Below are 22,095 nucleotides of genomic sequence, written 5' to 3' on the forward strand. Positions count from 1 at the left end.
CATGGCAACGGTAATGAAGAAGGTCGACGCGGTGATCGTCGGTTTCGGCTGGACAGGCGCAATCATGGCCAAGGAGCTGACCGAGGCTGGCCTCAACGTGCTGGCGCTGGAGCGCGGCCCGATGCAGGACACCTACCCTGACGGCAACTATCCCCAGGTGATCGACGAACTCACCTACAGCGTGCGGAAAAAACTCTTCCAGGACATCTCCAAAGAGACCGTCACCATCCGCCACAGCGTCAACGACATCGCCCTGCCGAACCGCCAGTTGGGCGCGTTCCTGCCGGGCAATGGCGTGGGCGGTGCCGGCCTGCACTGGTCGGGTGTGCACTTTCGCGTCGATCCGATCGAGTTGCGCATGCGCAGCCACTACGAAGAGCGCTACGGCAAAAGCTTTATCCCCAAGGACATGACCATCCAGGACTTCGGCGTCAGCTATGAAGAGCTGGAACCGTTCTTCGATTTCGCCGAAAAAGTCTTCGGCACCTCCGGCCAGGCCTGGACCGTGAAAGGCCAATTGGTCGGCCAGGGCAAGGGCGGCAACCCGTACGCGCCGGATCGCTCGAACCCGTTCCCGCTGGAAGCGCAGAAGAACACGGTTTCCGCACAGCTGTTCGGCAAAGCGGCTACAGAGGTCGGTTACAAACCCTACAACCTGCCTTCCGCGAATACGTCAGGGCCGTACACCAACCCTTACGGCGCGCAGATGGGCCCATGCAACTTCTGCGGTTTTTGCAGCGGCTACGTTTGCTACATGTATTCCAAGGCCTCGCCGAACGTGAACATTCTGCCGGCGCTGAAACCACTGCCGAATTTCGAACTGCGGCCCAACGCCCACGTGCTGCGGGTCAACCTAGACAGCACGAAAACCAAAGCCACCGGTGTCACCTACATCGACGGCCAGGGCCGGGAGATCGAGCAACCGGCGGATCTGGTGATTCTCGGTGCATTCCAGTTGCACAACGTGCGCCTGATGCTGCTCTCCGGCATTGGCAAACCGTATGACCCGGTCAGTGGTGAAGGCGTGGTCGGGCGTAACTTCGCCTACCAGAACATGGCGACCATCAAGGCGTTCTTCGACAAGGACACCCACACCAACAACTTCATTGGCGCCGGCGGCAACGGCGTGGCGCTGGACGACTTCAACGCTGATAACTTCGATCACGGGCCGCACGGCTTCGTCGGCGGCTCGCCGATGTGGGTCAATCAGGCCGGCAGCCGACCGATTGCCGGCACCTCCAACCCGCCGGGCACTCCGGCCTGGGGCAGTGCGTGGAAGCGCGCGACCGCCGATTACTACACCCACCAGGTGTCGATGGACGCTCACGGTGCGCATCAGTCCTACCGTGGCAACTACCTCGATCTGGACCCGGTGTACCGCGATGCCTACGGCCTGCCGCTGCTGCGGATGACATTCGACTGGCAGGAAAACGACATCAAGATGAACCGCTTCATGGTCGAGAAAATGGGCAAAGTCGCTCAAGCCATGGGCCCGAAAGCCATTGCCGTGCTTGGCAAAAAAGTCGGCGAGCACTTCAACACCGCGTCGTACCAGACCACCCACCTCAACGGTGGCGCGATCATGGGCACCGATCCGAAGACCAGCGCGCTGAATCGCTACTTGCAGAGCTGGGACGTGCACAACGTGTTCGTCCCGGGTGCCTCGGCGTTCCCGCAGGGCCTCGGTTACAACCCGACCGGGCTGGTTGCTGCACTGACCTACTGGTCGGCGAAAGCGATCCGCGAGCAATACCTGAAAAACCCCGGCCCGCTGGTTCAGGCTTAAGGAGCGATGACCATGAAGACTCTCGTTATCGCGACCCTGGCGCTGCTTGGCAGCGTTGCCGCTCACAGTGCCGAAGTTGATCAATCCTTGATCAAAAAAGGCGAATACCTCGCCCGCGCCGGGGACTGCGTGGCTTGCCACACGGCCAAGGACGGCAAGCCGTTCGCTGGCGGCCTGCCGATGGAGACCCCGATCGGCACGATCTATTCGACCAACATCACCCCGGACAACACCGGGCTGGGTGGCTACAGCTTCGAGGAGTTCGACCAGGCCGTGCGTCATGGCGTCGCCAAAAACGGTAGTACCTTGTACCCGGCGATGCCATACCCGTCCTACGCCCGTGTCAGTCAGGATGACATGCAGGCGCTTTATGCCTACTTCATGCACGGCGTTGAACCGGTGGCACAGGAAAACAAGGCCAGCGACATCCCGTGGCCATTGAGCATGCGCTGGCCACTGATGGGCTGGCGCTGGCTGTTCGCGCCGAAGGTCGAGGACTACAAACCCGCGTCGGACGATGCTGTCGTCAGCCGTGGGGCGTATCTGGTGGAAGGCCTCGGACATTGCGGCGCATGCCATACGCCACGGGCCCTGACCATGCAGGAAAAATCCCTGAGCGCGGCCGAAGGCAGCAGTTTTCTGTCAGGCAGTGCGCCACTTGAAGGCTGGATCGCCAAGAGCCTGCGCGGAGACCACAAGGACGGCCTCGGCAGCTGGAGCGAAGAGCAACTGGTGCAGTTCCTCAAGACCGGCCGCAGCGACCGCAGTGCAGTGTTCGGCGGCATGAGCGACGTGGTCACCCACAGCATGCAGTACATGACCGATGCCGACCTGACCGCGATTGCCCGTTACCTGAAATCGCTGCCGGCCAATGATCCTGCCGACCAGCCGCATCAATACGACGAGAAAGCCGCCAAGGCCTTGTGGAACGGTGACGACAGCCAGCGCGGTGCGTCGGTGTACATCGACAACTGCGCGGCCTGCCACCGCACCGACGGCCATGGCTACACCCGGGTGTTCCCGGCGTTGGCGGGTAATCCGGTGCTGCAATCGGAGGATCCGACGTCGCTGATCCACATCGTGCTCAAGGGCGGCACATTGCCCGCGACGCACACGGCACCGTCCACTTTCACCATGCCGGGTTTCGCCTGGCGTCTGTCGGATCAGGAAGTGGCGGATGTGGTGAGCTTTATTCGTGGAAGTTGGGGTAACAAGGGCGCGCCGGTCAAGGCCGCCGATGTGGCAGAGTTGCGCAAGGAAGATATGAAGCACACCTCCAGCGACGACCTCGGCCAAGTCACGCCACACAACTGACCAGTCGCCCGACGGCACTAGCCAGATGCAAAGCGCCTCGATACTGTATATACACACAGTATCGAGGCGCTGCCATGTCTACCCCTCTTCCCCCACGCGGTCGCGGCACCGCCACCAATCCGCACAACCGCTTTGCGCCGAGCCGATCGGTGGCCGAGGACGACGGCTGGGTTCAGGAAGTGCCGCTGACCCAGGGCACCGAAGTCAGTTTCGAGACGGCGAAAACCATCATCACCCGCAACACCTCGCCGGACCTGCCCTTCGACCGCTCGATCAATCCCTATCGTGGCTGCGAGCATGGCTGCATCTATTGCTACGCACGACCGAGCCACGCCTATTGGGACATGTCGCCGGGGCTGGATTTCGAAACGAAGCTGATCGCCAAGACCAACGCCGCCCAAGTGCTGGAGGAACAGCTTGGCAAGAAAGGCTATCAGTGCGCGCCGATCAATCTGGGCTCCAACACCGATCCGTATCAGCCGATCGAACGCGAACACAGAATCACCCGCCAGACCCTCGAAGTGCTGCTGCGCTATCGACATCCGGTGACCATCGTCACCAAGGGCTCGCTGATCCTGCGCGACCTCGACCTGCTCACCGAACTGGCGCAGCAACGGCTGGTGGCGGTGATGATCAGCCTGACCACCCTGGACGATGAACTCAAACGCATCCTAGAACCCCGGGCCGCCGCGCCCAAGGCCCGGTTGCGGGCGATCCGGGTGATGCGCGAGGCGGGAATTCCGGTCGGCGTGCTGTGCTCGCCGATGATTCCGATGATCAACGACAGCGAAATCGAAAGCCTGCTGACCGAAGCCCACTCTGCCGGCGCCCAAAGTGCCGCGTACATGATGTTGCGCCTGCCGCTGGAAGTGGCACCGTTGTTCGAGGAATGGCTCAAGGCGCATTACCCGCAGCGCGCCGCCCATGTGTTGAGCCTGATCCGCCAGAGCCGTGGCGGCGAACTGTACGACAGCCGTTTTGGCGCCCGCATGCGCGGTGAAGGGCCGTTCGCCGACCTGCTCGCGCAGCGATTTGCCAAGGCGTTGAAACGTCTGGGACTCAATCACCGCGAAGGTTTCAATCTCGACTGCACAGCTTTTTGTCCGCCGGGTCGCCAGATGGCGCTGATTTAAGGAGGAAATGACTGACCAGGTTCACGCCGGTCACGTTTTTTGTGACCTGGAACACACGTTCTAGAGCCTTTGATTCAGTTTGAGTTAAGTTTCAGCGGTTACCGTGTTCATCGAGTGACTGACGGGTCGGGATGACCCGGATGTTTTAAACAGCCACTGGCTTCATACCGGAATACACGGGAATGACTCCCCGAATCCGCCAAAGAGGATGAATCATGAGTGACAAGGATAAACAGCCGTTGGCTGCGTCGGCGCAAGCCGTCCCCGGGGCGGATTCCGCCGATGCAGCACTGCGACATATCGTTGACGGCTTTTTGCATTTTCATCATGAGGTCTTCCCGCAGCAGGAAGAACTCTTCAAGAAACTCGCCACGGCCCAGTCGCCACGGGCGATGTTTATCACCTGCGCCGACTCGCGCATCGTTCCCGAACTGATCACCCAGAGCTCTCCCGGCGATCTGTTCGTGACCCGTAACGTCGGCAACGTGGTTCCCCCCTACGGCCAGATGAACGGCGGCGTTTCCACCGCCATCGAATACGCGGTACTGGCGCTTGGCGTGCAACACATCATCATTTGCGGCCACTCCGATTGCGGCGCCATGCGCGCGGTACTCAACCCCGGCAGCCTGGAAAAGATGCCGACGGTCAAAGCCTGGCTGCGCCACGCCGAAGTCGCGAAAACCATGGTGCATGACAACTGCAACTGCACCGACGAAAAAGAAAGCATGCCGATCCTCACCGAGGAAAACGTCATCGCCCAACTGCAGCACTTGCGTACCCATCCTTCGGTAGCCTCGCGCATGGCGAACGGTCATCTGTTCATCCATGGCTGGGTCTACAACATCGAAACCAGCGAAATCAAAGCTTACGACGCGGATCAGGGACGCTTCCTGCCGCTCGACGGCAGCCATCCGATTCCGGTGGCGACGCCCAAAGCGCGCTTCTGAATCCTCCTAAAAATCCGTGTGGTCTGACGCCGGTCGCTGTTCAAGCGACCCGGCTTCGCCACGCCTGAAGAAAACTTCGGGAGAGTCATCATGCGTGCGGCTCAATTGAAAGCGGTGTTGCCACGGGAGCTGCTGGCTTCGGTGGTTGTGTTTCTGGTCGCCCTGCCACTGTGCATGGGCATTGCAATTGCTTCAGGGTTGCCGCCGGCCAAAGGCCTGATTACCGGGATCATCGGTGGTCTGGTGGTGGGTTGGCTGGCGGGGTCGCCGTTGCAGGTCAGCGGGCCGGCGGCGGGGCTGGCGGTACTGGTGTTCGAACTGGTGCGCCAGCACGGGATCGAGATGCTCGGGCCGATCCTGCTGCTCGCCGGTTTTCTGCAACTGGTGGCCGGGCGTCTGAAGCTCGGTTGCTGGTTCCGGGTCACGGCGCCAGCGGTGGTCTACGGGATGCTCGCGGGGATCGGTGTGCTGATCGTGCTCTCACAGGTGCATGTGATGCTGGATGCCGCGCCGAAACCCTCCGGGCTGGACAACCTGACGGCGTTCCCCGGCGCAGTGGCGCAGGCTTTGCCGTCCTTTGGCTGGCAGGCCGGGTTGCTCGGGCTGTCGACCATCGCCGTGATGTGGCTGTGGGAGAAATTCCGTCCGCACTCGCTGCGTTTCATTCCCGGCGCGCTGCTCGGTGTCGGCCTGGCAACCGGCGCCAGTCTGCTGCTGGCATTGCAGGTCAAACGGGTTGAAGTACCAGCGAATCTGGCCGAAGCCATCGACTGGCTGAAGCCGGCGGACCTGCTGAGTTTGGCCGACCCGACACTGCTGATCGCCGCGTTCGCCGTGGCCTTCATCGCCAGCGCCGAAACCCTGCTGTCCGCCGCGGCGGTGGATCGCATGCACAGCGGCCCGCGTTCGGATTTCGACCGTGAACTGTCGGCACAAGGGGTCGGCAACATGCTCTGCGGGCTGGTGGGCGCACTGCCGATGACCGGGGTGATCGTGCGCAGTTCTGCCAACGTCCAGGCCGGTGCGACCACGCGCTACTCGACGATTTTCCATGGTCTGTGGCTGCTGGCTTTCGTGCTGTTGCTGTCGAGTCTGCTGCAAAGCATTCCGGTGGCGAGCCTGGCCGGGGTGTTGGTCTACACCGGTTTCAAACTGGTGGATCTCAAGGCGTTTCGTGGCCTCGGGCGTTATGGCCGGATGCCGATGTTCACCTACGCGGCGACAGCGCTGGCAATCATTTTCACTGACCTGTTGACCGGTGTGCTGATCGGTTTCGGTCTGACCCTGGTGAAACTGGCGTTCAAGGCTTCACGACTGAAGATCAGCCTGATCGATCTGCCACAGGAGAGGGAGATGGAGTTGCGTCTGGTGGGCGCGGCGACGTTCCTCAAGGTGCCGGCGCTGACGCAGGTGCTGGGCAGCATTCCACCGGGCACGACGGTGCATGTGCCGCTAAACAACCTGAGCTACATCGACCATTCCTGTCTGGAATTGCTGGAAGAATGGGGCCGGGCCAATGCGGCCAAGGGTTCGAAGCTGTTGATCGAGTCGCGCGGACTGAAACGCAGGCTTGAGGGGAGAATCCGTACCACTACCGGTATCGGTGCGGCAGGCTGAAAAAACCTGGGGGAACAGAGCAATCTGTTCCCCCAAACGTTTGCGCCGAGATCAAGCCGCAGGCTGATCCAGTTCCAGGCCCACGCCCAGACGGCGACTCATGCACGGCCAGCGTTTCCACGCCGCACCGGTGTCCGGGCTGCTGAGTTTCTCGCGGTAGGCTTCCACCGACTCCAGCGCAAAGCTGTCGTCGTCGAGCATGCTGTCCACTGCGTGGTGCACCACTTCATCGAGTTGATTGGCAAATTCCTCACCGAGCAACTGGTGAGCAATCAGATTGGCGACCGTCATGTCCAGGGGGATCAGTGGCTGGCCGAAATGCTTGATGTACAGGTCGTTGACCTCTTCGACAAAACGGTGGGCCAGATAGGCCTCGTCCAGCAGACTGTCCAGGCCGACCGGCGGCTGGAGAAAGTACTGTTCGGCGATTTTCAGCACCGGTTTGATCTGTGACTCGATTCCCGCTTCCCTGGCGACTTCATTGGCTGCATCCAGCAGGTCTGGCACTTCATCGATGTAGGCGGCGACAAAACGCGTCAGCACGCCGTTGGCGTCGGTTTCCGGCAACTGGATGGCCGGGTGCAGGTGTTGCAGTTGATTTTCGAGCTGACGGGTCAGCTTTCCGGTTTCGATCTCGTGTTGTCGGGCTATGTGGATCTGCTCGCGCAATGCGGCGGTGTTCATGAAAACTCCAGGAAACAAGGCAATGAAATAGGGAAGACATAACTTAGCTGGCTTACGAAAAATGCTAAGACGCATTTGTCATAATTATTTCATCCTTGATACACCTGCGTTATATCGGTTTGCCACCACTCGTCTGCATCCTTCTCCATTCGTGCCCTGGAACGCAAGTGCCAGCTGTTTCATTCGATTTACGTCGGCACATTGCATTTTTCCGCCGCTGTCTATACTCGCCATTGAATGGAGTTAGCTGATGACGCCCGACTGCACCCGCAGCAAGGCCCGGCGATTCAAGTTCGTAGTCTGATGCAGCCGCTCCCTTGCCGCAGGCGAAAGCCGGCGGGATAACAAGAACGATAAGGGGAACCCGCAATGATGCGACATCCACACGTCTGGATGGGCCTCCTGTTGTGGTCGATTTTCAGCCAGGCCAACGCCGCCTGGACTGTGAATATGGCGCCTGGAGCGACTGAAATCAGTCACGCAGTATTCGACCTGCACATGACCATTTTCTGGATCTGTGTGGTGATCGGGATCATCGTCTTCGGCGCCATGTTCTGGTCGATGATGGTGCACCGCCGTTCTACCGGGCAGGTCGCCGCAAAATTCCACGAAAGCACCACCGTCGAGATTCTCTGGACCGTCGTCCCGCTGCTGATCCTGGTGGCGATGGCCGTTCCGGCGACCGCCACGCTGATCCGCATGTACGACACCAGTGAGCCGGATATCGATATCCAGATCACCGGCTATCAGTGGAAGTGGCACTACAAGTACCTGGGCCAGGACGTCGAGTTCTTCAGCAACCTGGCCACCCCCGCCGAACAGATCCACAACAAGGAAGCCAAGGGCGAGCATTACCTGCTCGAGGTCGACAAGCCACTGGTGCTGCCGATCGGCGCCAAGGTGCGCTTCCTCGTTACCTCCGCCGACGTGATCCACTCCTGGTGGGTGCCGGCCTTCGCGGTCAAGCGCGATGCGATCCCGGGGTTCGTCAACGAAGCCTGGACCCGCATCGACAAGCCCGGCATCTACCGTGGCCAGTGCGCCGAGCTGTGCGGCAAGGATCACGGCTTCATGCCGATCGTGGTCGACGTCAAGGAAAAGGCCGATTACGAAAAATGGCTGGCCGACCGCAAGGCCGAGGCGGCGCAGCTCAAGGAGCTGACCAGCAAGGAATGGACCCTCGACGAGCTCAAGGAACGCGGCGACAAGATCTACCACACCACTTGCGTGGCCTGTCACCAGGCCGAAGGCCAGGGTCTGCCGCCGATGTTCCCGGCGCTCAAGGGCTCGCCGATTGCCACCGGGCCGAAAGCCGATCACCTGCACCGTGTGTACTTCGGCAAACCGGGCACCGCCATGGCGGCGTTCGGCAAGCAACTCTCGGAAGTCGACATCGCAGCGGTCGTGACCTACGAACGTAACGCCTGGGGCAACAACAAGGGCGACATGGTCACGCCAAAAGAAGTGCTGGAGCTGAAACAGGCGGAAAGCAAATGAGCCGGTCTATTGCGTACTTCGTGAACCGGCCGGGGCAAGGCGCCCCGGCCTGCCAAGTCCACTCACTTGAAGGAGACCGGCCATGAGCGCTGTCATCGATGACCACGGTCATGCCGACCACGCCCACGGCCCCGCCAAAGGCCTGATGCGCTGGGTGCTGACCACCAACCACAAGGACATCGGCACGCTGTACTTGTGGTTCGCGTTCTGCATGTTCCTGCTCGGCGGCTCGTTCGCCATGGTGATCCGCGCCGAGCTGTTCCAGCCCGGCCTGCAGATCGTCGAACCGGCGTTCTTCAACCAGATGACCACCATGCACGGTCTGGTGATGGTCTTCGGTGCGGTGATGCCAGCATTCGTCGGCCTCGCCAACTGGATGATCCCGTTGATGATCGGCGCGCCGGACATGGCCCTGCCACGGATGAACAACTTCAGCTTCTGGCTGCTGCCGGCGGCGTTCCTGTTGCTGGTGTCGACCCTGTTCACCGCCGGTGGCGGGCCGAACTTCGGCTGGACGTTCTATGCGCCGCTGTCCACCACCTATGCGCCGGAAAGCGTGACCTACTTCATCTTCGCCATCCACTTGATGGGGATCAGTTCGATCATGGGCGCGATCAACGTGATCGCCACCATCCTCAACCTGCGCGCCCCCGGCATGACGTTGATGAAAATGCCGCTGTTCGTCTGGACCTGGCTGATCACCGCGTTCCTGCTGATCGCGGTGATGCCGGTGCTGGCCGGGTGCGTGACGATGATGCTGATGGACATCCACTTCGGCACCAGTTTCTTCAGTGCCGCCGGCGGCGGTGACCCGGTGCTGTTCCAGCACGTGTTCTGGTTCTTCGGCCACCCCGAGGTGTACATCATGATCCTGCCGGCCTTCGGCGCCGTCAGCCAGATCATCCCGACCTTTTCGCGCAAGCCGCTGTTCGGCTACACCTCGATGGTCTACGCCACGGCGAGCATCGCGTTCCTGTCGTTCATCGTCTGGGCGCACCACATGTTCGTGGTGGGCATTCCGCTGGTGGGCGAGTTGTTCTTCATGTACGCGACGATGCTGATCGCGGTGCCGACCGGGGTGAAGGTGTTCAACTGGGCCAGCACCATGTGGCAAGGCTCGCTGACCTTCGAGACGCCGATGCTGTTTGCCGTGGCATTCGTGATCCTGTTCTCCATCGGCGGTTTCTCCGGGCTGATGCTGGCCATCGCCCCGGCGGACTTCCAGTACCAGGACACCTACTTCGTGGTGGCGCACTTCCACTACGTGCTGGTGCCGGGAGCGATCTTCGGGATCTTCGCCTCGGCTTATTACTGGCTGCCGAAATGGACCGGCCACATGTACGACGAAACCCTGGGCAAGCTGCATTTCTGGCTGTCCTTCGTCGGCATGAACCTGACGTTCTTCCCGATGCACTTCGTGGGACTGGCGGGGATGCCACGGCGGATTCCGGACTACAACCTGCAGTTCGCCGACTTCAACATGGTCTCGTCGATCGGCGCGTTCATGTTCGGCGCCACGCAGATCTTCTTCCTGTTCATCGTGATCAAGACCATCCGTGGCGGGGAGCCGGCACCGGCCAAACCGTGGGATGGCGCCGAAGGTCTGGAGTGGAGCGTGCCGTCGCCGGCGCCGTATCACACCTTCACCACGCCGCCGGAAGTGAAATGAACCCTGTAGCCCTTGAGGGCCGCCGCCATGGCTGACTCGATTTCGCTGAAGAAACTGGTGACCCGACTGCTGGGCGTGGTGGTGGCGATGTTTGTTTTCGGTTTTGCTTTGGTGCCGATCTACGACGTGATGTGCAAGGCGTTCGGCATCAATGGCAAGACCGCCGGGCAGTACGAGGGCGAGCAGGTTGTGGATAACTCGCGACAGGTGCGGGTGCAGTTCCTTTCGATGAACAACGCCGACATGCCCTGGGAGTTCTATCCCAAGGGTGAGGAGCTGGTCGCCCATCCGGGCGGGGTGAACGAGATGATCTTCATCGCCCGCAATCCCACCGACAAGCCGATGAGCGCCCAGGCCGTGCCGAGCATCGCCCCGAGCGAAGCGGCGGCGTATTTCCACAAGACCGAATGCTTTTGTTTTACCCAGCAGGTGCTGCAGCCCGGTCAGCAGATCGAGATGCCGGTGCGCTTCATCGTTGACCGCGACATGCCCAAGGACGTGAAGCACCTGACGCTGTCCTACACGCTGTTCGATATCACCGCCCGACATCCTCCGGTGGCTGCAAACACTGGCGGTTAAGCGTGCCCGATAAGGAGAACAATAAATGGCAACTCATGAGCACTATTACGTCCCGGCCCAGAGCAAGTGGCCGATCATCGCCACCTTCGGCATGGTCATCACCGTCTACGGCCTGGCCACCTGGTTCAACGATCTGAAGGCGGCGCGCCCGGAATCCCACGGCCCGTACATCTTTTTCGTCGGCGGGCTGTTGCTGGCGTACATGCTGTTCGGCTGGTTCGGTGCGGTGATCAAGGAAAGCCGCGCGGGGTTGTACAGCCCGCAGCTGGACCGATCGTTCCGTTGGGGCATGAGCTGGTTCATCTTCTCCGAGGTGATGTTCTTCATCGCCTTCTTCGGCGCGCTGTTCTATGTACGGCACATTTCCGGCCCGGCGCTGGGCGGCGAAGGCACCAAGGGCATTGCGCACATGCTCTGGCCGAACTTCCAGTTCACCTGGCCGCTATTGCACACGCCGGATCCGAAACTGTTCCCGCCGCCCAAGGAAGTCATCAGTCCGTGGGGCCTGCCGCTGATCAACACCATCCTGCTGGTGAGTTCCAGCGTGACCATCACCATCGCCCACCATGCCCTGAAAAAAGGCCATCGCGGCGCGCTGAAACTGTGGCTGGCGATCACCGTGTTGCTGGGTTGCGGCTTCCTCGCCTTGCAGGCCGAGGAGTACATGCACGCCTATCACGAACTGGGCCTGACCCTCGGTTCGGGGATCTATGGCGCGACGTTTTTCATGCTCACGGGGTTCCACGGCGCCCACGTGACCATCGGCACGATCATCCTGTTCGTGATGCTGATGCGCATCATGAAGGGCCACTTCGACAACGAGCACCAGTTCGGCTTCGAAGCCGCGAGCTGGTACTGGCACTTCGTCGATGTGGTGTGGATCGGATTGTTCATCTTCGTTTACGTGCTCTGAAGGACAGAGCTACCAGGGCGCATGCGACACCAGTTGGCCGCTGTAGAAACCCCAGGCAATCAAGCCGACGGTGCAAGCGGCCAATGCCACCCGAACACTCAAGGCGATGACCAGGCGATTTGAACTGCTGTCGTCCTTGACCAGGAAAAACAGGCCGCTGAACAGGCTGATCACCGTGGCAATCAGCATCAGGACGATCGCTGCTTTGAGCATGGGAAGACTCCGGGGGTACAGGCGATGCAATCAAGTATAGCGGTCGCATTCACTGCTTTTCTGGCGCGGCCATGAAGCGCTTTCGGCCGGGCGTCGTGCCGACGGTGGTGGTCGCCTTGCTGCTGCCGCTGCTGATTTCGCTGGGCTTCTGGCAACTGGGCCGGGGCGCGGAAAAAACCGCCCTGCTCGCCAGTTACGCCGAGCGCCGGGCCGCCGAGCCGATGGCCAGCACCGAGTTGCTGCACAGCGCCGACCCGGCCTTTCGCCGGGTACATCTGCACGGCCAGTTCGATGCGGCGCACAGCCTGCTGCTGGACAACCGGCAGCGGGACGGCAGGGTCGGCGTCGAATTGCTGCAACCGTTTCAGGATCAGCGCACCGGCCTGTGGCTGCTGGTCAATCGCGGATGGCTGCCGTGGCCGGACCGCCGCGCTACCCCGCAATTCAAGACACCGGCCGATGCCGTGAATGTCGATGCCTGGGTGTACGTCGCCCCCGGCGCGACCTTCCAGTTGCACGCCGACCCGGTCAGCAGCACCTGGCCGCAAACCGTCACCGCCGTCGAGCCGGCCAAACTGTGGAAAACCCTCGAGCGCGACGGCTTCGCTTATGAGCTGCGCGCTGAACCCGGTCCCGCCAGCTATCAGGCCGACTGGCCGGTAGTCGCCATGGGCCCGGAAAAACACCTTGGCTACGCCGTGCAGTGGTTCGCCATGGCCACCGCCCTGTTCGGTCTCTACATCTACCTCGGATTGCACAACGCGAAGGAGAAACACCATGGGAGCGGCCATGAATCCACCCAGCATGTCTGAAGCCAAAGTCCCGGCCGGTCGCCGCCGCGGGCGCATTCAACTGCTGTTGATCCTGCTCGGCGTGATCGGCCCGATGATCCTCGCCACCGGCATGTACAAATTGCAGTTCTGGGTCCCGGAAGGCCGCAGCTATCACGGCGAATTGATCGGCAACGGCCAGAGCCGCGCCGACCTCGGCGTGACGGCTGACGAAGAACGCTGGCAGATGCTGGTGACCGCGCCCAAAGACTGTGCGGTGGACTGCCAGCAACTGGTGTACCTGGCGCGGCAGATCCAGATCGGCCTCGGCCGCGATGCCGGCCGCGCCAGCCACGCCCTCGCCGCCGCACAACCGCTGCCGGCCGACTACGAAGCCAAGCTGACTCGCGAATATCCGCAGCTGCAACGCTATCCGCTGGACGCCGCCGCATTCAGCAAGGCCACCGGCGACAAGGCCACGCCGCAGCTGTGGATCATCGACCCCCACGGCAATCTCGTGCTGCGCTACGACCCGAGTGTTAAGGGCAAGGATCTGCTCAACGACCTGCGCCACCTGCTGAAACTGTCGAACATCGGATAAGGGCATCGTCATGGCCAAACCTGGATTTCGCCTCGCGCTGTTTGCCACCCTGCTGGCACTGATCGTGGTGCTGCTCGGCGCCTACACCCGCCTGACCCACGCTGGCCTCGGCTGCCCTGACTGGCCGGGCTGCTACGGCTTCATCAGCGTGCCGAAAAGCGAAGCCCAACTGGCCCATGCCGAACTGCATTACCCCGACTCGCCGGTGGAGGCGCACAAAGGCTGGAACGAGATGATCCACCGCTACTTCGCCGGCACCTTGGGCATGCTGATTTCGATTCTGGCCGGGCGTGCGTGGGTCAATCGGCGGCATCCCGGGCAACCGTTGAAACTTCCGCTGTTTCTGCTGGCGGTGGTGTTCGCCCAGGCGGCGTTCGGCATGTGGACGGTGACGCTCAAGCTCTGGCCGCAAGTGGTGACCGGGCATTTGCTCGGCGGCTTCGCGACCTTGAGCCTGCTGTTTCTGCTGACGCTGAGGCTGTCCGGCGTGTTGCCGGCGCTGACCGTGCCCAAGCGTCTGCAATATTGGGCCACCGCTGGATTGCTGCTGGTGATCGGGCAGATCGCCCTCGGCGGCTGGGTCAGTTCCAACTATGCGGCAGTGGCCTGCATCGATTTCCCGACCTGCCACGGCCAATGGCTGCCGCCGGCGGATTTCGCCAACGGCTTTCACCTGACCCAGCACATTGGCCCCAACTACCTCGGCGGGCAACTCGACAGCGATGCGCGCACGGCGATTCACCTGACCCACCGCATCGGCGCCCTGCTGGTGACGCTTGTCCTGCTCGGTCTGGCGTGGCAACTGAAAGGGGTGGGCATGACGCGACTGGCCGGGCTGGTGCTGGTTGCGCTCGGCGCGCAGATCACCCTCGGTATCAGCAACGTGCTGTTTCATCTGCCGCTGCCGGTGGCCGTGGCGCACAACGCCGGCGGCGCAGCGCTGCTGCTGACCATGGTGCTGGTCAACTATCACGCGCGAACCAGTCTGGTCCGGGTCAAGCAACCGATACTCGCGCGCTGGCGCCTGAGCCCGCGTAAACCCTCGGCCGCGCCCATCACCCTAAAAGGAGAGACGCCATGGCGATTCTGATCGGCGAGCGTCATGCACAGGCGTTGTGGCGGGACTATCTTGAGCTGACCAAACCGAAAGTCGTGGTGCTGATGCTCATCACCTCGCTGGTCGGCATGTTCCTCGCGACCCGCGCCGGCGTGCCGTGGACGGTACTGGTGTTCGGCAACCTGGGAATCGCGCTGTGTGCCGGAGGTGCGGCGGCGGTCAATCATGTGGTGGACCGGCGCATCGATGCCGTCATGGCGCGCACCCACAAACGGCCGCTGGCCGAGGGCCGGGTTTCGCCCACGGCGGCGCTGACCTTTGCGCTGGTGCTGGCGCTGCTCGGTCAGGCCTTGCTGCTGACTTTCACTAATCCGCTGACCGCGTGGCTGACCCTGGCCTCGCTGCTCGGCTACGCGGTGATCTACACCGGTTTCCTCAAACGCGCGACGCCACAGAATATCGTCATCGGCGGCCTCGCCGGCGCCGCACCGCCGCTGCTCGGCTGGACCGCCGCTACCGGCCATATCGGCGCTGAACCACTGCTGCTGGTGCTGATCATCTTCGCCTGGACCCCGCCGCACTTCTGGGCGCTGGCGATCCACCGCAAGGAGGAATACGCCAAGGCCGACATCCCGATGCTGCCGGTCACCCACGGCGAGCACTACACCAAGGTGCACATTTTGCTGTACACCTTCGCCCTGCTGGCGGTCAGCCTGTTGCCGTACGTGATCCACATGAGCGGCGCGCTATACCTGATCTGCGCCCTCGGGCTGGGCGCAAGGTTTCTGCAATGGGCCGTGGTGCTGTACCGTGGCACTCGGCCGCACGCGGCGATCAACACCTTCAAGTACTCTATCTGGTACCTGTTTCTGCTGTTCATCGCCCTGCTCGTAGACCACTACTTACTGTTGAACCTATGACTCGAACCCAGAAAACCGTCTTCATCCTCGTGGCCGTGATCGCGCTGATCCTCGGCCTGACCGTCAACAAAGTGCTGAGCGGCAAGGGCCAGGGCGACCCGACCGCGCTGATCGACGCCGGCATCATCCTGCTGCCGCAGAGCCGCAACCTGCCGGACGTGACGATGACCAATCAGGACGGCCAACCGGTCACGGTCAACGAGCTCAAGGGCAAGTGGAGCCTGCTGTTCTTCGGTTACACCTTCTGCCCGGACATCTGCCCGACCACCCTCGCCCAGTTGCGCCAGATCAAGAGCGAACTGCCGAAGGATGCAGTGGATAAATTGCAGATCGTGCTGGTCAGCGTCGACCCGAACCGCGACAACCCTGCGCAGTTGAAGCAGTACCTGGGTTACTTCGATCCGCAGTTCATTGGTCTGACGCCGAAGTCGATCGAGGAGCTGCAGAAGGTGGCGAATGCGGTGAGCATTCCGTTCATTCCGGCGGATACCAGCAAGCCGAATTACACCGTTGATCACAGTGGGAATCTGGCGGTGATCGGGCCTGATGGGACGCAGCGTGGGTTTATTCGGGCGCCTTTGAATAATGCCAAGCTGGTTGCGCAGTTGCCGGTGATGTTGAACCGCAAGTAAACGCTGAACGCACAAAAAAGGGGACGCCATTGGCGTCCCCTTTTTCGTTGCAGCGTCCGAATCAGAACGCCGGCAAAACCGCACCTTTGTACTTCTCGGTAATGAATTTCTTCACTTCCGGGCTGTGCAGGACTTCAGCCAGTTTCTTCATGGCGTCGCTGTCCTTGTTGTCCGCGCGGGACACCAGGATGTTCACGTACGGCGAGTCGTTGCCTTCGATGACCAGCGCGTCCTTGGACGGATCCAGCTTGGCTTCCAGCGCGTAGTTGGTGTTGATCAGCGCCAAGTCGACCTGGGTCAGCACACGCGGGATGGTCGCGGCTTCCAGTTCACGGATCTTCAGGTCTTTCGGGTTTTCGGCGATGTCCTTGACGGTCGACAGGATGTTTTTCGAATCCTTCAACTTGATCACGCCCGCCTTGTCCAGCAGCAACAGCGCACGGCCGCCGTTGGTGGCGTCGTTCGGGATCACCACGTTGGCGCCGCCTGGCAGGTCTTCGATTTTCTTGATCTTGCTCGAGTAGGCACCCAGCGGCTCCAGGTGCACACCGGTCACGGCCACCAGGCTGGTGCCCTTGGCCTTGTTGAACTCATCGAGGTAAGGCTGGTGCTGGAAGAAGTTGGCGTCCAGACGCTTTTCGGCCACCTGCACGTTCGGCTGGATGTAATCGGTGAAGACCTTGACCTTCAGATCCACGCCTTCTTTGGCCAGTGCCGGCTTCACGAATTCGAGGATTTCCGCGTGCGGCACCGGGGTGGCAGCTACGGTCAGGGTTTCAGCGTGAGCCGAAAAAGCGGCTACGGCAGCGAAAGCAGCGATCAGTTTTTTCATTCAGCTAACTCCTTTTGAGGTGCCCGTGTGGCACCTGCCAGCGAATGGCCGGCTCATTTTTTGATTACCAAACCGGGTTATTTGCGCGAGAAATGCACGACCAGTCGGTCGCCGACCATTTGCAGCACTTGCACCAGAATCAGCATCAACACCACGGTGACGATCATCACGTCGGTCTGGAAACGCTGGTAACCGAAACGGATCGCCAGGTCACCCAGACCACCGGCGCCGACCACACCGGCCATCGCCGTGTAGGAAACCAGTGTAATCGCCGTCACCGTAATCGCTGCGAAAATGCCCTGACGGGCTTCCGGCAGCAACGCGTTCATGATGATCTGGCGAGTGGTCGCGCCCATGGACTGGGTCGCTTCGATGATGCCGCGATCCACTTCACGCAGGGCGGTTTCCACCAGACGCGCGAAGAACGGCGTCGCACCCACCACCAGCGGCGGAATCGCACCGGCCACGCCCAGCGAGGTGCCGGTGATCAGCACGGTGAACGGGATCATCACGATCAACAGAATGATGAACGGCAACGAACGCAGGATGTTCACCACCAGCGACAGCAATGCATACACGCCTTTGGCTTCGAGCAACTGACGCGGGCTGCAGAGGAACAACAGCACGCCCAGCGGCAGGCCGAGCAACACGGTGAACAGCAGCGAACCGCCGAGCATCATCATGGTGTCGCCAGTGGCCAGCCAGATTTCGTACCAGTCGATATTGGTGAAGAAACTCATCAGGTCTGCCATTAGCGCAACACCTCCATGTGAACGTCAGCGGCGGTGAAGCGGGCGAACGCCGCTTCCATGTCGCCACCGGTGACGGCGAGGGTCAATTGCCCGTAAGGAATGTCTTTGATGCGGTCGATGCGACCGGCCAGGATGCTGTAGTCCACGCCGGTTTCCCGGGCGACGGTACCCAGCAGCGGCGCGTAGGTCGCTTCGCCCTGGAAGGTCAGACGCACGATGCGGCCCGGCACGTGAGCGAAGTCATCGCGCTGCTCGCTTTCGTCGATCTGCTCGTCTTCCTGCACGAAACGCTTGGTGGTCGGGTGCTTCGGATGCAAGAACACCTCGGCCACCGAACCTTGTTCGACGATCACGCCGGCGTCCATCACCGCCACCTGATCGCAGACACGGCGGATCACGTCCATCTCGTGGGTGATCAGCACGATGGTCAGTTTCAGTTCGCGGTTGATCTCGGCCAGCAGTTGCAGCACCGAAGCGGTGGTCTGCGGGTCGAGGGCGCTGGTGGCTTCGTCGCACAGCAGGATTTTCGGCTTGGTCGCCAGGGCGCGGGCGATGCCGACGCGCTGCTTCTGGCCACCGGACAACTGCGCCGGGTACTTCTTCGCGTGATCGGACAGACCGACCCGCGCCAGCAATTCGGCCACACGCTGGTCGATCTCGGCGCGGGACAGTTCACCGGCCAGGGTCAGCGGCAGCGCGACGTTGTCGGCCACGGTCTTGGATGCCAGCAGATTAAAGTGCTGGAAAATCATCCCGACCTGCTGACGGAAACGGCGCAGGCCGTTGGCGTCCAGCGCGGTGACTTCTTCGCCGTCGACGATGATCTTGCCGCCACTGGAATCTTCCAGGCGATTGATCAGACGCAGCAGGGTACTTTTTCCCGCGCCGGAATGGCCAATCAGGCCAAACACCTGACCGTTCTCGATGGAGAGACTGGTCGGATGCAGCGCGGTGATGTCCTTACCGGCGACGCGGTAAGTCTTATGGACGTTTTGAAACTCGATCACGTAGCGAACCTTGTGGGGCGCGTTAGAAAAGGATCAGCGGTTAGCCGGGCGCGCATTTTAGCCTGTCCGTATAGAGGTTCTTAGCATTTATTTCGCAATTAACCTTCGATTTGGCAATAACAGGATCAAAGGTCATAAAAAAGGAACGCCCAAAACCCTCGTCAGTCACTAGGTAAGCGACTTGAAAACCCTGGGTGCCGTGCCCGGGAACCACTCGAGCGTCCCGGCGCAACGCCGGGGCAGACAGGAGTTCACGACTGATGAGTACGAAAAAACCTGCCACAGACAAAAGCCAACTGGCCGGCACCGATACCCCGGATCGCGCCAACACCAACGCCAAACTCGATAGCCTGGAAAAATTTCGTTCCGACGCCACCGGCCAGGCCCTGCGCACCAACCAGGGCGTGAAGGTCGCGGACAACCAGAACACCCTCAAGGCCGGGCCGCGCGGGCCGTCGCTGCTGGAAGACTTCATCATGCGTGAGAAAATCACGCACTTTGACCATGAGCGGATTCCCGAGCGCATCGTCCATGCCCGCGGTACCGGCGCCCATGGTTTCTTTCAGACCTACGAGAATCATTCGGCGTTGACCAAGGCCGGTTTCCTTCGGGATCCGGGAAAGAAAACACCGGTGTTCGTGCGTTTTTCCACGGTGCAAGGACCACGGGGCTCCGGCGATACCGTGCGCGACGTGCGCGGTTTTGCCGTGAAGTTCTTCACCGACGAAGGCAACTTCGACCTGGTCGGCAACAACATGCCGGTGTTCTTCATCCAGGACGCGATCAAGTTTCCCGACTTCGTCCACGCGGTAAAACCCGAGCCGCACAACGAAATGCCTACCGGCGGCTCGGCCCACGACACGTTCTGGGATTTCGTGTCGCTGGTGCCGGAATCCGCGCACATGGTCATCTGGGCGATGTCCGACCGGGCCATCCCGAAAAGCCTGCGCAGCATGCAGGGTTTCGGCGTGCACACCTTCCGGCTGATCAACGCCGAGGGCAAGTCGCGCTTCGTCAAATTCCACTGGCGCCCCACCGCCGGTACCTGTTCGCTGGTGTGGGACGAAGCGCAGAAGCTGGCCGGTAAAGACACCGACTACCATCGGCGCGATCTCTGGGAAGCCATCGAGACCGGGGACTACCCGGAGTGGGAACTTGGCGTACAGATCATCGAGGAGGAAAACGAGCACGACTTCGATTTCGACATCCTCGACCCGACCAAACTCATTCCCGAGGAAATCGTCCCGATCACACCACTGGGCAAGATGACCCTCAACCGCAACCCGGACAACTTCTTTGCCGAAACCGAGCAGGTCGCATTCTGCCCCGGGCATATCGTGCCGGGCATCGACTTCTCCAATGACCCGCTGCTGCAAGGTCGGCTGTTTTCCTACACCGACACGCAGATCAGCCGACTCGGCGGGCCGAACTTTCATGAGCTGCCGATCAATCGTCCGGTGGCGCCCTTCCACAACGACCAGCGCGATGCCCAGCACCGCACGGTGATCGACAAGGGCCGTGCGTCCTACGAGCCGAACTCGATTGATGGCGGCTGGCCGAAAGAAACCCCGCCAGCCGCGCAAGACGGCGGGTTCGAGAGCTATCCGGAGCGTATCGACGCCAACAAGATCCGTCAGCGTAGCGAGTCGTTCAGCGATCACTTCTCCCAGGCGCGGCTGTTCTTCAAGAGCATGAGCAAGCACGAGCAGGAACACATCATCTCGGCCTACAGCTTCGAACTGGGCAAGGTTGAGCGGGAACACATCCGGGCCCGGGAAGTGAACGAGATTCTGGCCAACATCGACCTGGAACTGGCCAAGCGCGTGGCGCACAACCTTGGGTTGCCGGTGCCTGCCAAAGGCACGGTCGATGTGCCGAAAACATCACTGGATCACTCGCCATCGCTGAGTCAGGCCAACCTGTTGCCGGAGAACATCAAGACGCGAAAAGTGGCGATTCTGGCGGCTAATGGCGTCGACGGTGCCGCGATTGATGCAATGAAGAAGGCTCTGGCGGCGGAAGGTGCACATGCCAAATTGCTCGGCCCGACCTCGGCGCCAGTGAAGACGGCCGATGGTAAAAGTCTGGCGGTGGATGCGTCGATGGAAGGCTTGCCTTCAGTGGCGTTCGACGCGGTGTTCGTGCCGGGCGGCGCGGCGTCGGTCAAGGCGTTGAGCGGAGACGGCGTGGCATTGCATTACCTGCTGGAGGCGTACAAGCACCTGAAGGCGATTGCCCTGCACGGCGAGGCCAAACAGTTGCTGGACGTGCTGAAGCTGGAGGCGGATGCCGGGTTGATCGAAGGCAAGGAAGTGAAAGCGCTGACCAAGCCGTTCTTTGCGGCGATCGGGCAGCATCGGGTCTGGGATCGGGAGGCGAAAGCCAAGGCAATTCCGGCCTGAAAAAAACCGCAGCCTGCGATCAGCAGGCTGCGGTTAATTCAAGGTTTGCGCGGGCTCAGAACCATCTGTGCCGGGACTGTGCGCAGAATCTGTTTCTCGATCTGCAGATCGAAATCCGGATCGAGTTTCTTCACGCGTTTGGTGATCAACGTCGCCAGCCAAGGGTAATCATTGGTGCGCGGTGCCTGAATGCTCACGGCACAGTCGTAATTCACCACATCGGCGGCGATCGCGTCGAGTTGACGGCGAAGTTTGCGGCTATCGTTGATATTCAGCGCAACCGTGGTGCTCTCGGCGGTCGGATCGATCACCTTGGCTTTCGGCTTGGCCTCGGCGGCCAGGAGCGCTGCTTCGGCTTTTTCCAGCTCAGCCTTGCGCGCTTCGGTGATGGCGCCGTTGACGCCACCGGTCAGCGCCGGAGCCTTGGGCATCAGCGCGCGGGCCCGGGCCAAAGCGGTTGCGGCAGCATTCACATCGCCCTTCTGCAGGACGATCTGGCTGCGGCGCAGATAGGCTTCGGCCAACTGGCGCTGGTATTGCTCAAGGGACTGATCGTTGGGCGTTTCGGCCTGCAAGGCTGCCAACTGGTCTTCGGCAGTGGCCAGTTCGCTGCTGGCCAGGCTTTGCTCCAGCTGCGCGATGGCCGTGGCCCGCGCATCGGGGGCTTCGGCCACCGGCGGCGTGCTTTGGCAGGCGCCCAGCAGCACTGAAAATGCGACAAGGAGCAGATAACGGGAGGCGAACGGCTTCATTCCTGCGACTCTCTATTT

General features: G+C 61.3%; 21 protein-coding genes. 15 read left to right on the plus strand and 6 right to left on the minus strand.

What is annotated here, in order from left to right; all coding sequences use genetic code 11:
- Window position 1: 1 nt before the first annotated feature.
- The 5 genes from AC07NR_RS09840 to AC07NR_RS09860 all read left to right on the plus strand — a co-directional run bounded on the left by AC07NR_RS09840 (window position 2) and on the right by AC07NR_RS09860 (window position 6,797).
- Window positions 2-1,786, plus strand: a complete 1,785-nt coding sequence (locus tag AC07NR_RS09840) for a GMC family oxidoreductase (RefSeq protein WP_248740278.1) — start codon at window positions 2-4, stop codon at window positions 1,784-1,786.
- A gap of 12 nt (window positions 1,787-1,798) precedes the next feature.
- A complete protein-coding gene (locus AC07NR_RS09845) occupies window positions 1,799-3,100 on the plus strand; it encodes a c-type cytochrome (RefSeq protein ID WP_495078488.1) in 1,302 nt (433 codons plus the stop codon).
- A gap of 74 nt (window positions 3,101-3,174) precedes the next feature.
- Window positions 3,175-4,233 (plus strand): PA0069 family radical SAM protein, encoded by a 1,059-nt coding sequence (locus AC07NR_RS09850; protein ID WP_495078489.1) that lies wholly within the window; start codon window positions 3,175-3,177, stop codon window positions 4,231-4,233.
- Between the two features lie 215 nt (window positions 4,234-4,448).
- On the plus strand, window positions 4,449-5,180 hold the full coding sequence (locus tag AC07NR_RS09855; protein ID WP_085713025.1) for a carbonic anhydrase: 732 nt from the start codon (window positions 4,449-4,451) through the stop codon (window positions 5,178-5,180).
- A 90-nt stretch (window positions 5,181-5,270) separates the two neighbouring features.
- Complete coding sequence (locus AC07NR_RS09860) at window positions 5,271-6,797, plus strand: SulP family inorganic anion transporter (protein WP_495078490.1); 1,527 nt, start codon at window positions 5,271-5,273, stop codon at window positions 6,795-6,797.
- A 51-nt stretch (window positions 6,798-6,848) separates the two neighbouring features.
- On the opposite strand, the gene AC07NR_RS09865 is transcribed toward AC07NR_RS09860, so the two are convergent.
- Window positions 6,849-7,481 (minus strand): hypothetical protein, encoded by a 633-nt coding sequence (locus AC07NR_RS09865; RefSeq protein WP_065260651.1) that lies wholly within the window; start codon window positions 7,479-7,481, stop codon window positions 6,849-6,851.
- Window positions 7,482-7,850: 369 nt separating this feature from the next.
- Between AC07NR_RS09865 and coxB the strand changes: the two genes are divergently transcribed.
- From coxB to AC07NR_RS09885, 4 genes are all read left to right on the plus strand, one after another.
- The gene (gene coxB / locus AC07NR_RS09870; RefSeq protein WP_085713027.1) at window positions 7,851-8,978 is read left to right on the plus strand and encodes a cytochrome c oxidase subunit II; all 1,128 of its coding nucleotides are present in this window, start codon (window positions 7,851-7,853) and stop codon (window positions 8,976-8,978) included.
- 82 nt (window positions 8,979-9,060) lie between these two features.
- Window positions 9,061-10,647 (plus strand): cytochrome c oxidase subunit I, encoded by a 1,587-nt coding sequence (gene ctaD, locus AC07NR_RS09875; RefSeq protein WP_085713028.1) that lies wholly within the window; start codon window positions 9,061-9,063, stop codon window positions 10,645-10,647.
- 27 nt (window positions 10,648-10,674) lie between these two features.
- Window positions 10,675-11,226, plus strand: a complete 552-nt coding sequence (locus AC07NR_RS09880; protein WP_085713029.1) for a cytochrome c oxidase assembly protein — start codon at window positions 10,675-10,677, stop codon at window positions 11,224-11,226.
- Window positions 11,227-11,251: 25 nt separating this feature from the next.
- A complete protein-coding gene (locus AC07NR_RS09885; protein WP_495078491.1) occupies window positions 11,252-12,139 on the plus strand; it encodes a cytochrome c oxidase subunit 3 in 888 nt (295 codons plus the stop codon).
- A 9-nt stretch (window positions 12,140-12,148) separates the two neighbouring features.
- On the opposite strand, the gene AC07NR_RS09890 is transcribed toward AC07NR_RS09885, so the two are convergent.
- Window positions 12,149-12,352, minus strand: coding sequence for a twin transmembrane helix small protein (locus tag AC07NR_RS09890; protein WP_065260656.1), 204 nt, complete (start codon window positions 12,350-12,352; stop codon window positions 12,149-12,151).
- A gap of 71 nt (window positions 12,353-12,423) precedes the next feature.
- On the opposite strand from AC07NR_RS09890, the gene AC07NR_RS09895 reads away from it, so the two are divergent.
- The 5 genes from AC07NR_RS09895 to AC07NR_RS09915 are packed head-to-tail and all read left to right on the plus strand — an operon-like array spanning window position 12,424 to window position 16,332.
- Entirely contained in the window at window positions 12,424-13,164 is a 741-nt protein-coding gene (locus AC07NR_RS09895) for an SURF1 family protein (RefSeq protein WP_495078492.1), read from the plus strand.
- A complete protein-coding gene (locus tag AC07NR_RS09900; protein WP_305834578.1) occupies window positions 13,130-13,723 on the plus strand; it encodes a PA_0111/PP_0108 family redox-active disulfide protein in 594 nt (197 codons plus the stop codon). The genes AC07NR_RS09895 and AC07NR_RS09900 overlap by 35 nt, the downstream gene beginning before the upstream one ends.
- 10 nt (window positions 13,724-13,733) lie before the next feature.
- Window positions 13,734-14,813 carry a COX15/CtaA family protein gene (locus AC07NR_RS09905; protein WP_423204620.1) on the plus strand — a complete coding sequence of 360 codons (1,080 nt, stop codon included), beginning with the start codon at window positions 13,734-13,736 and terminating at the stop codon, window positions 14,811-14,813.
- Complete coding sequence (cyoE, locus tag AC07NR_RS09910; protein ID WP_085713033.1) at window positions 14,801-15,700, plus strand: heme o synthase; 900 nt, start codon at window positions 14,801-14,803, stop codon at window positions 15,698-15,700. Before AC07NR_RS09905 ends, cyoE begins: the two co-directional genes overlap by 13 nt.
- The gene (locus AC07NR_RS09915) at window positions 15,697-16,332 is read left to right on the plus strand and encodes an SCO family protein (RefSeq protein WP_085733848.1); all 636 of its coding nucleotides are present in this window, start codon (window positions 15,697-15,699) and stop codon (window positions 16,330-16,332) included. Before cyoE ends, AC07NR_RS09915 begins: the two co-directional genes overlap by 4 nt.
- Before the next feature lie 61 nt (window positions 16,333-16,393).
- On the opposite strand, the gene AC07NR_RS09920 is transcribed toward AC07NR_RS09915, so the two are convergent.
- From AC07NR_RS09920 to AC07NR_RS09930, 3 genes are all read right to left on the minus strand, one after another.
- A complete protein-coding gene (locus tag AC07NR_RS09920; protein ID WP_495078493.1) occupies window positions 16,394-17,164 on the minus strand; it encodes a MetQ/NlpA family ABC transporter substrate-binding protein in 771 nt (256 codons plus the stop codon).
- 77 nt (window positions 17,165-17,241) lie between these two features.
- Complete coding sequence (locus tag AC07NR_RS09925; protein ID WP_495078494.1) at window positions 17,242-17,916, minus strand: methionine ABC transporter permease; 675 nt, start codon at window positions 17,914-17,916, stop codon at window positions 17,242-17,244.
- The gene (locus AC07NR_RS09930; protein WP_085713036.1) at window positions 17,916-18,923 is read right to left on the minus strand and encodes a methionine ABC transporter ATP-binding protein; all 1,008 of its coding nucleotides are present in this window, start codon (window positions 18,921-18,923) and stop codon (window positions 17,916-17,918) included. The genes AC07NR_RS09925 and AC07NR_RS09930 overlap by 1 nt, the downstream gene beginning before the upstream one ends.
- A 194-nt stretch (window positions 18,924-19,117) precedes the next feature.
- On the opposite strand from AC07NR_RS09930, the gene katE reads away from it, so the two are divergent.
- Entirely contained in the window at window positions 19,118-21,325 is a 2,208-nt protein-coding gene (gene katE / locus AC07NR_RS09935; protein WP_495078495.1) for a catalase HPII, read from the plus strand.
- A gap of 38 nt (window positions 21,326-21,363) precedes the next feature.
- On the opposite strand, the gene AC07NR_RS09940 is transcribed toward katE, so the two are convergent.
- Window positions 21,364-22,077 (minus strand): PA5502 family lipoprotein, encoded by a 714-nt coding sequence (locus tag AC07NR_RS09940; protein ID WP_114880890.1) that lies wholly within the window; start codon window positions 22,075-22,077, stop codon window positions 21,364-21,366.
- Window positions 22,078-22,095: the final 18 nt, after the last annotated feature.

This window comes from Pseudomonas sp. GW821-FHT09C09, from assembly GCF_059418105.1.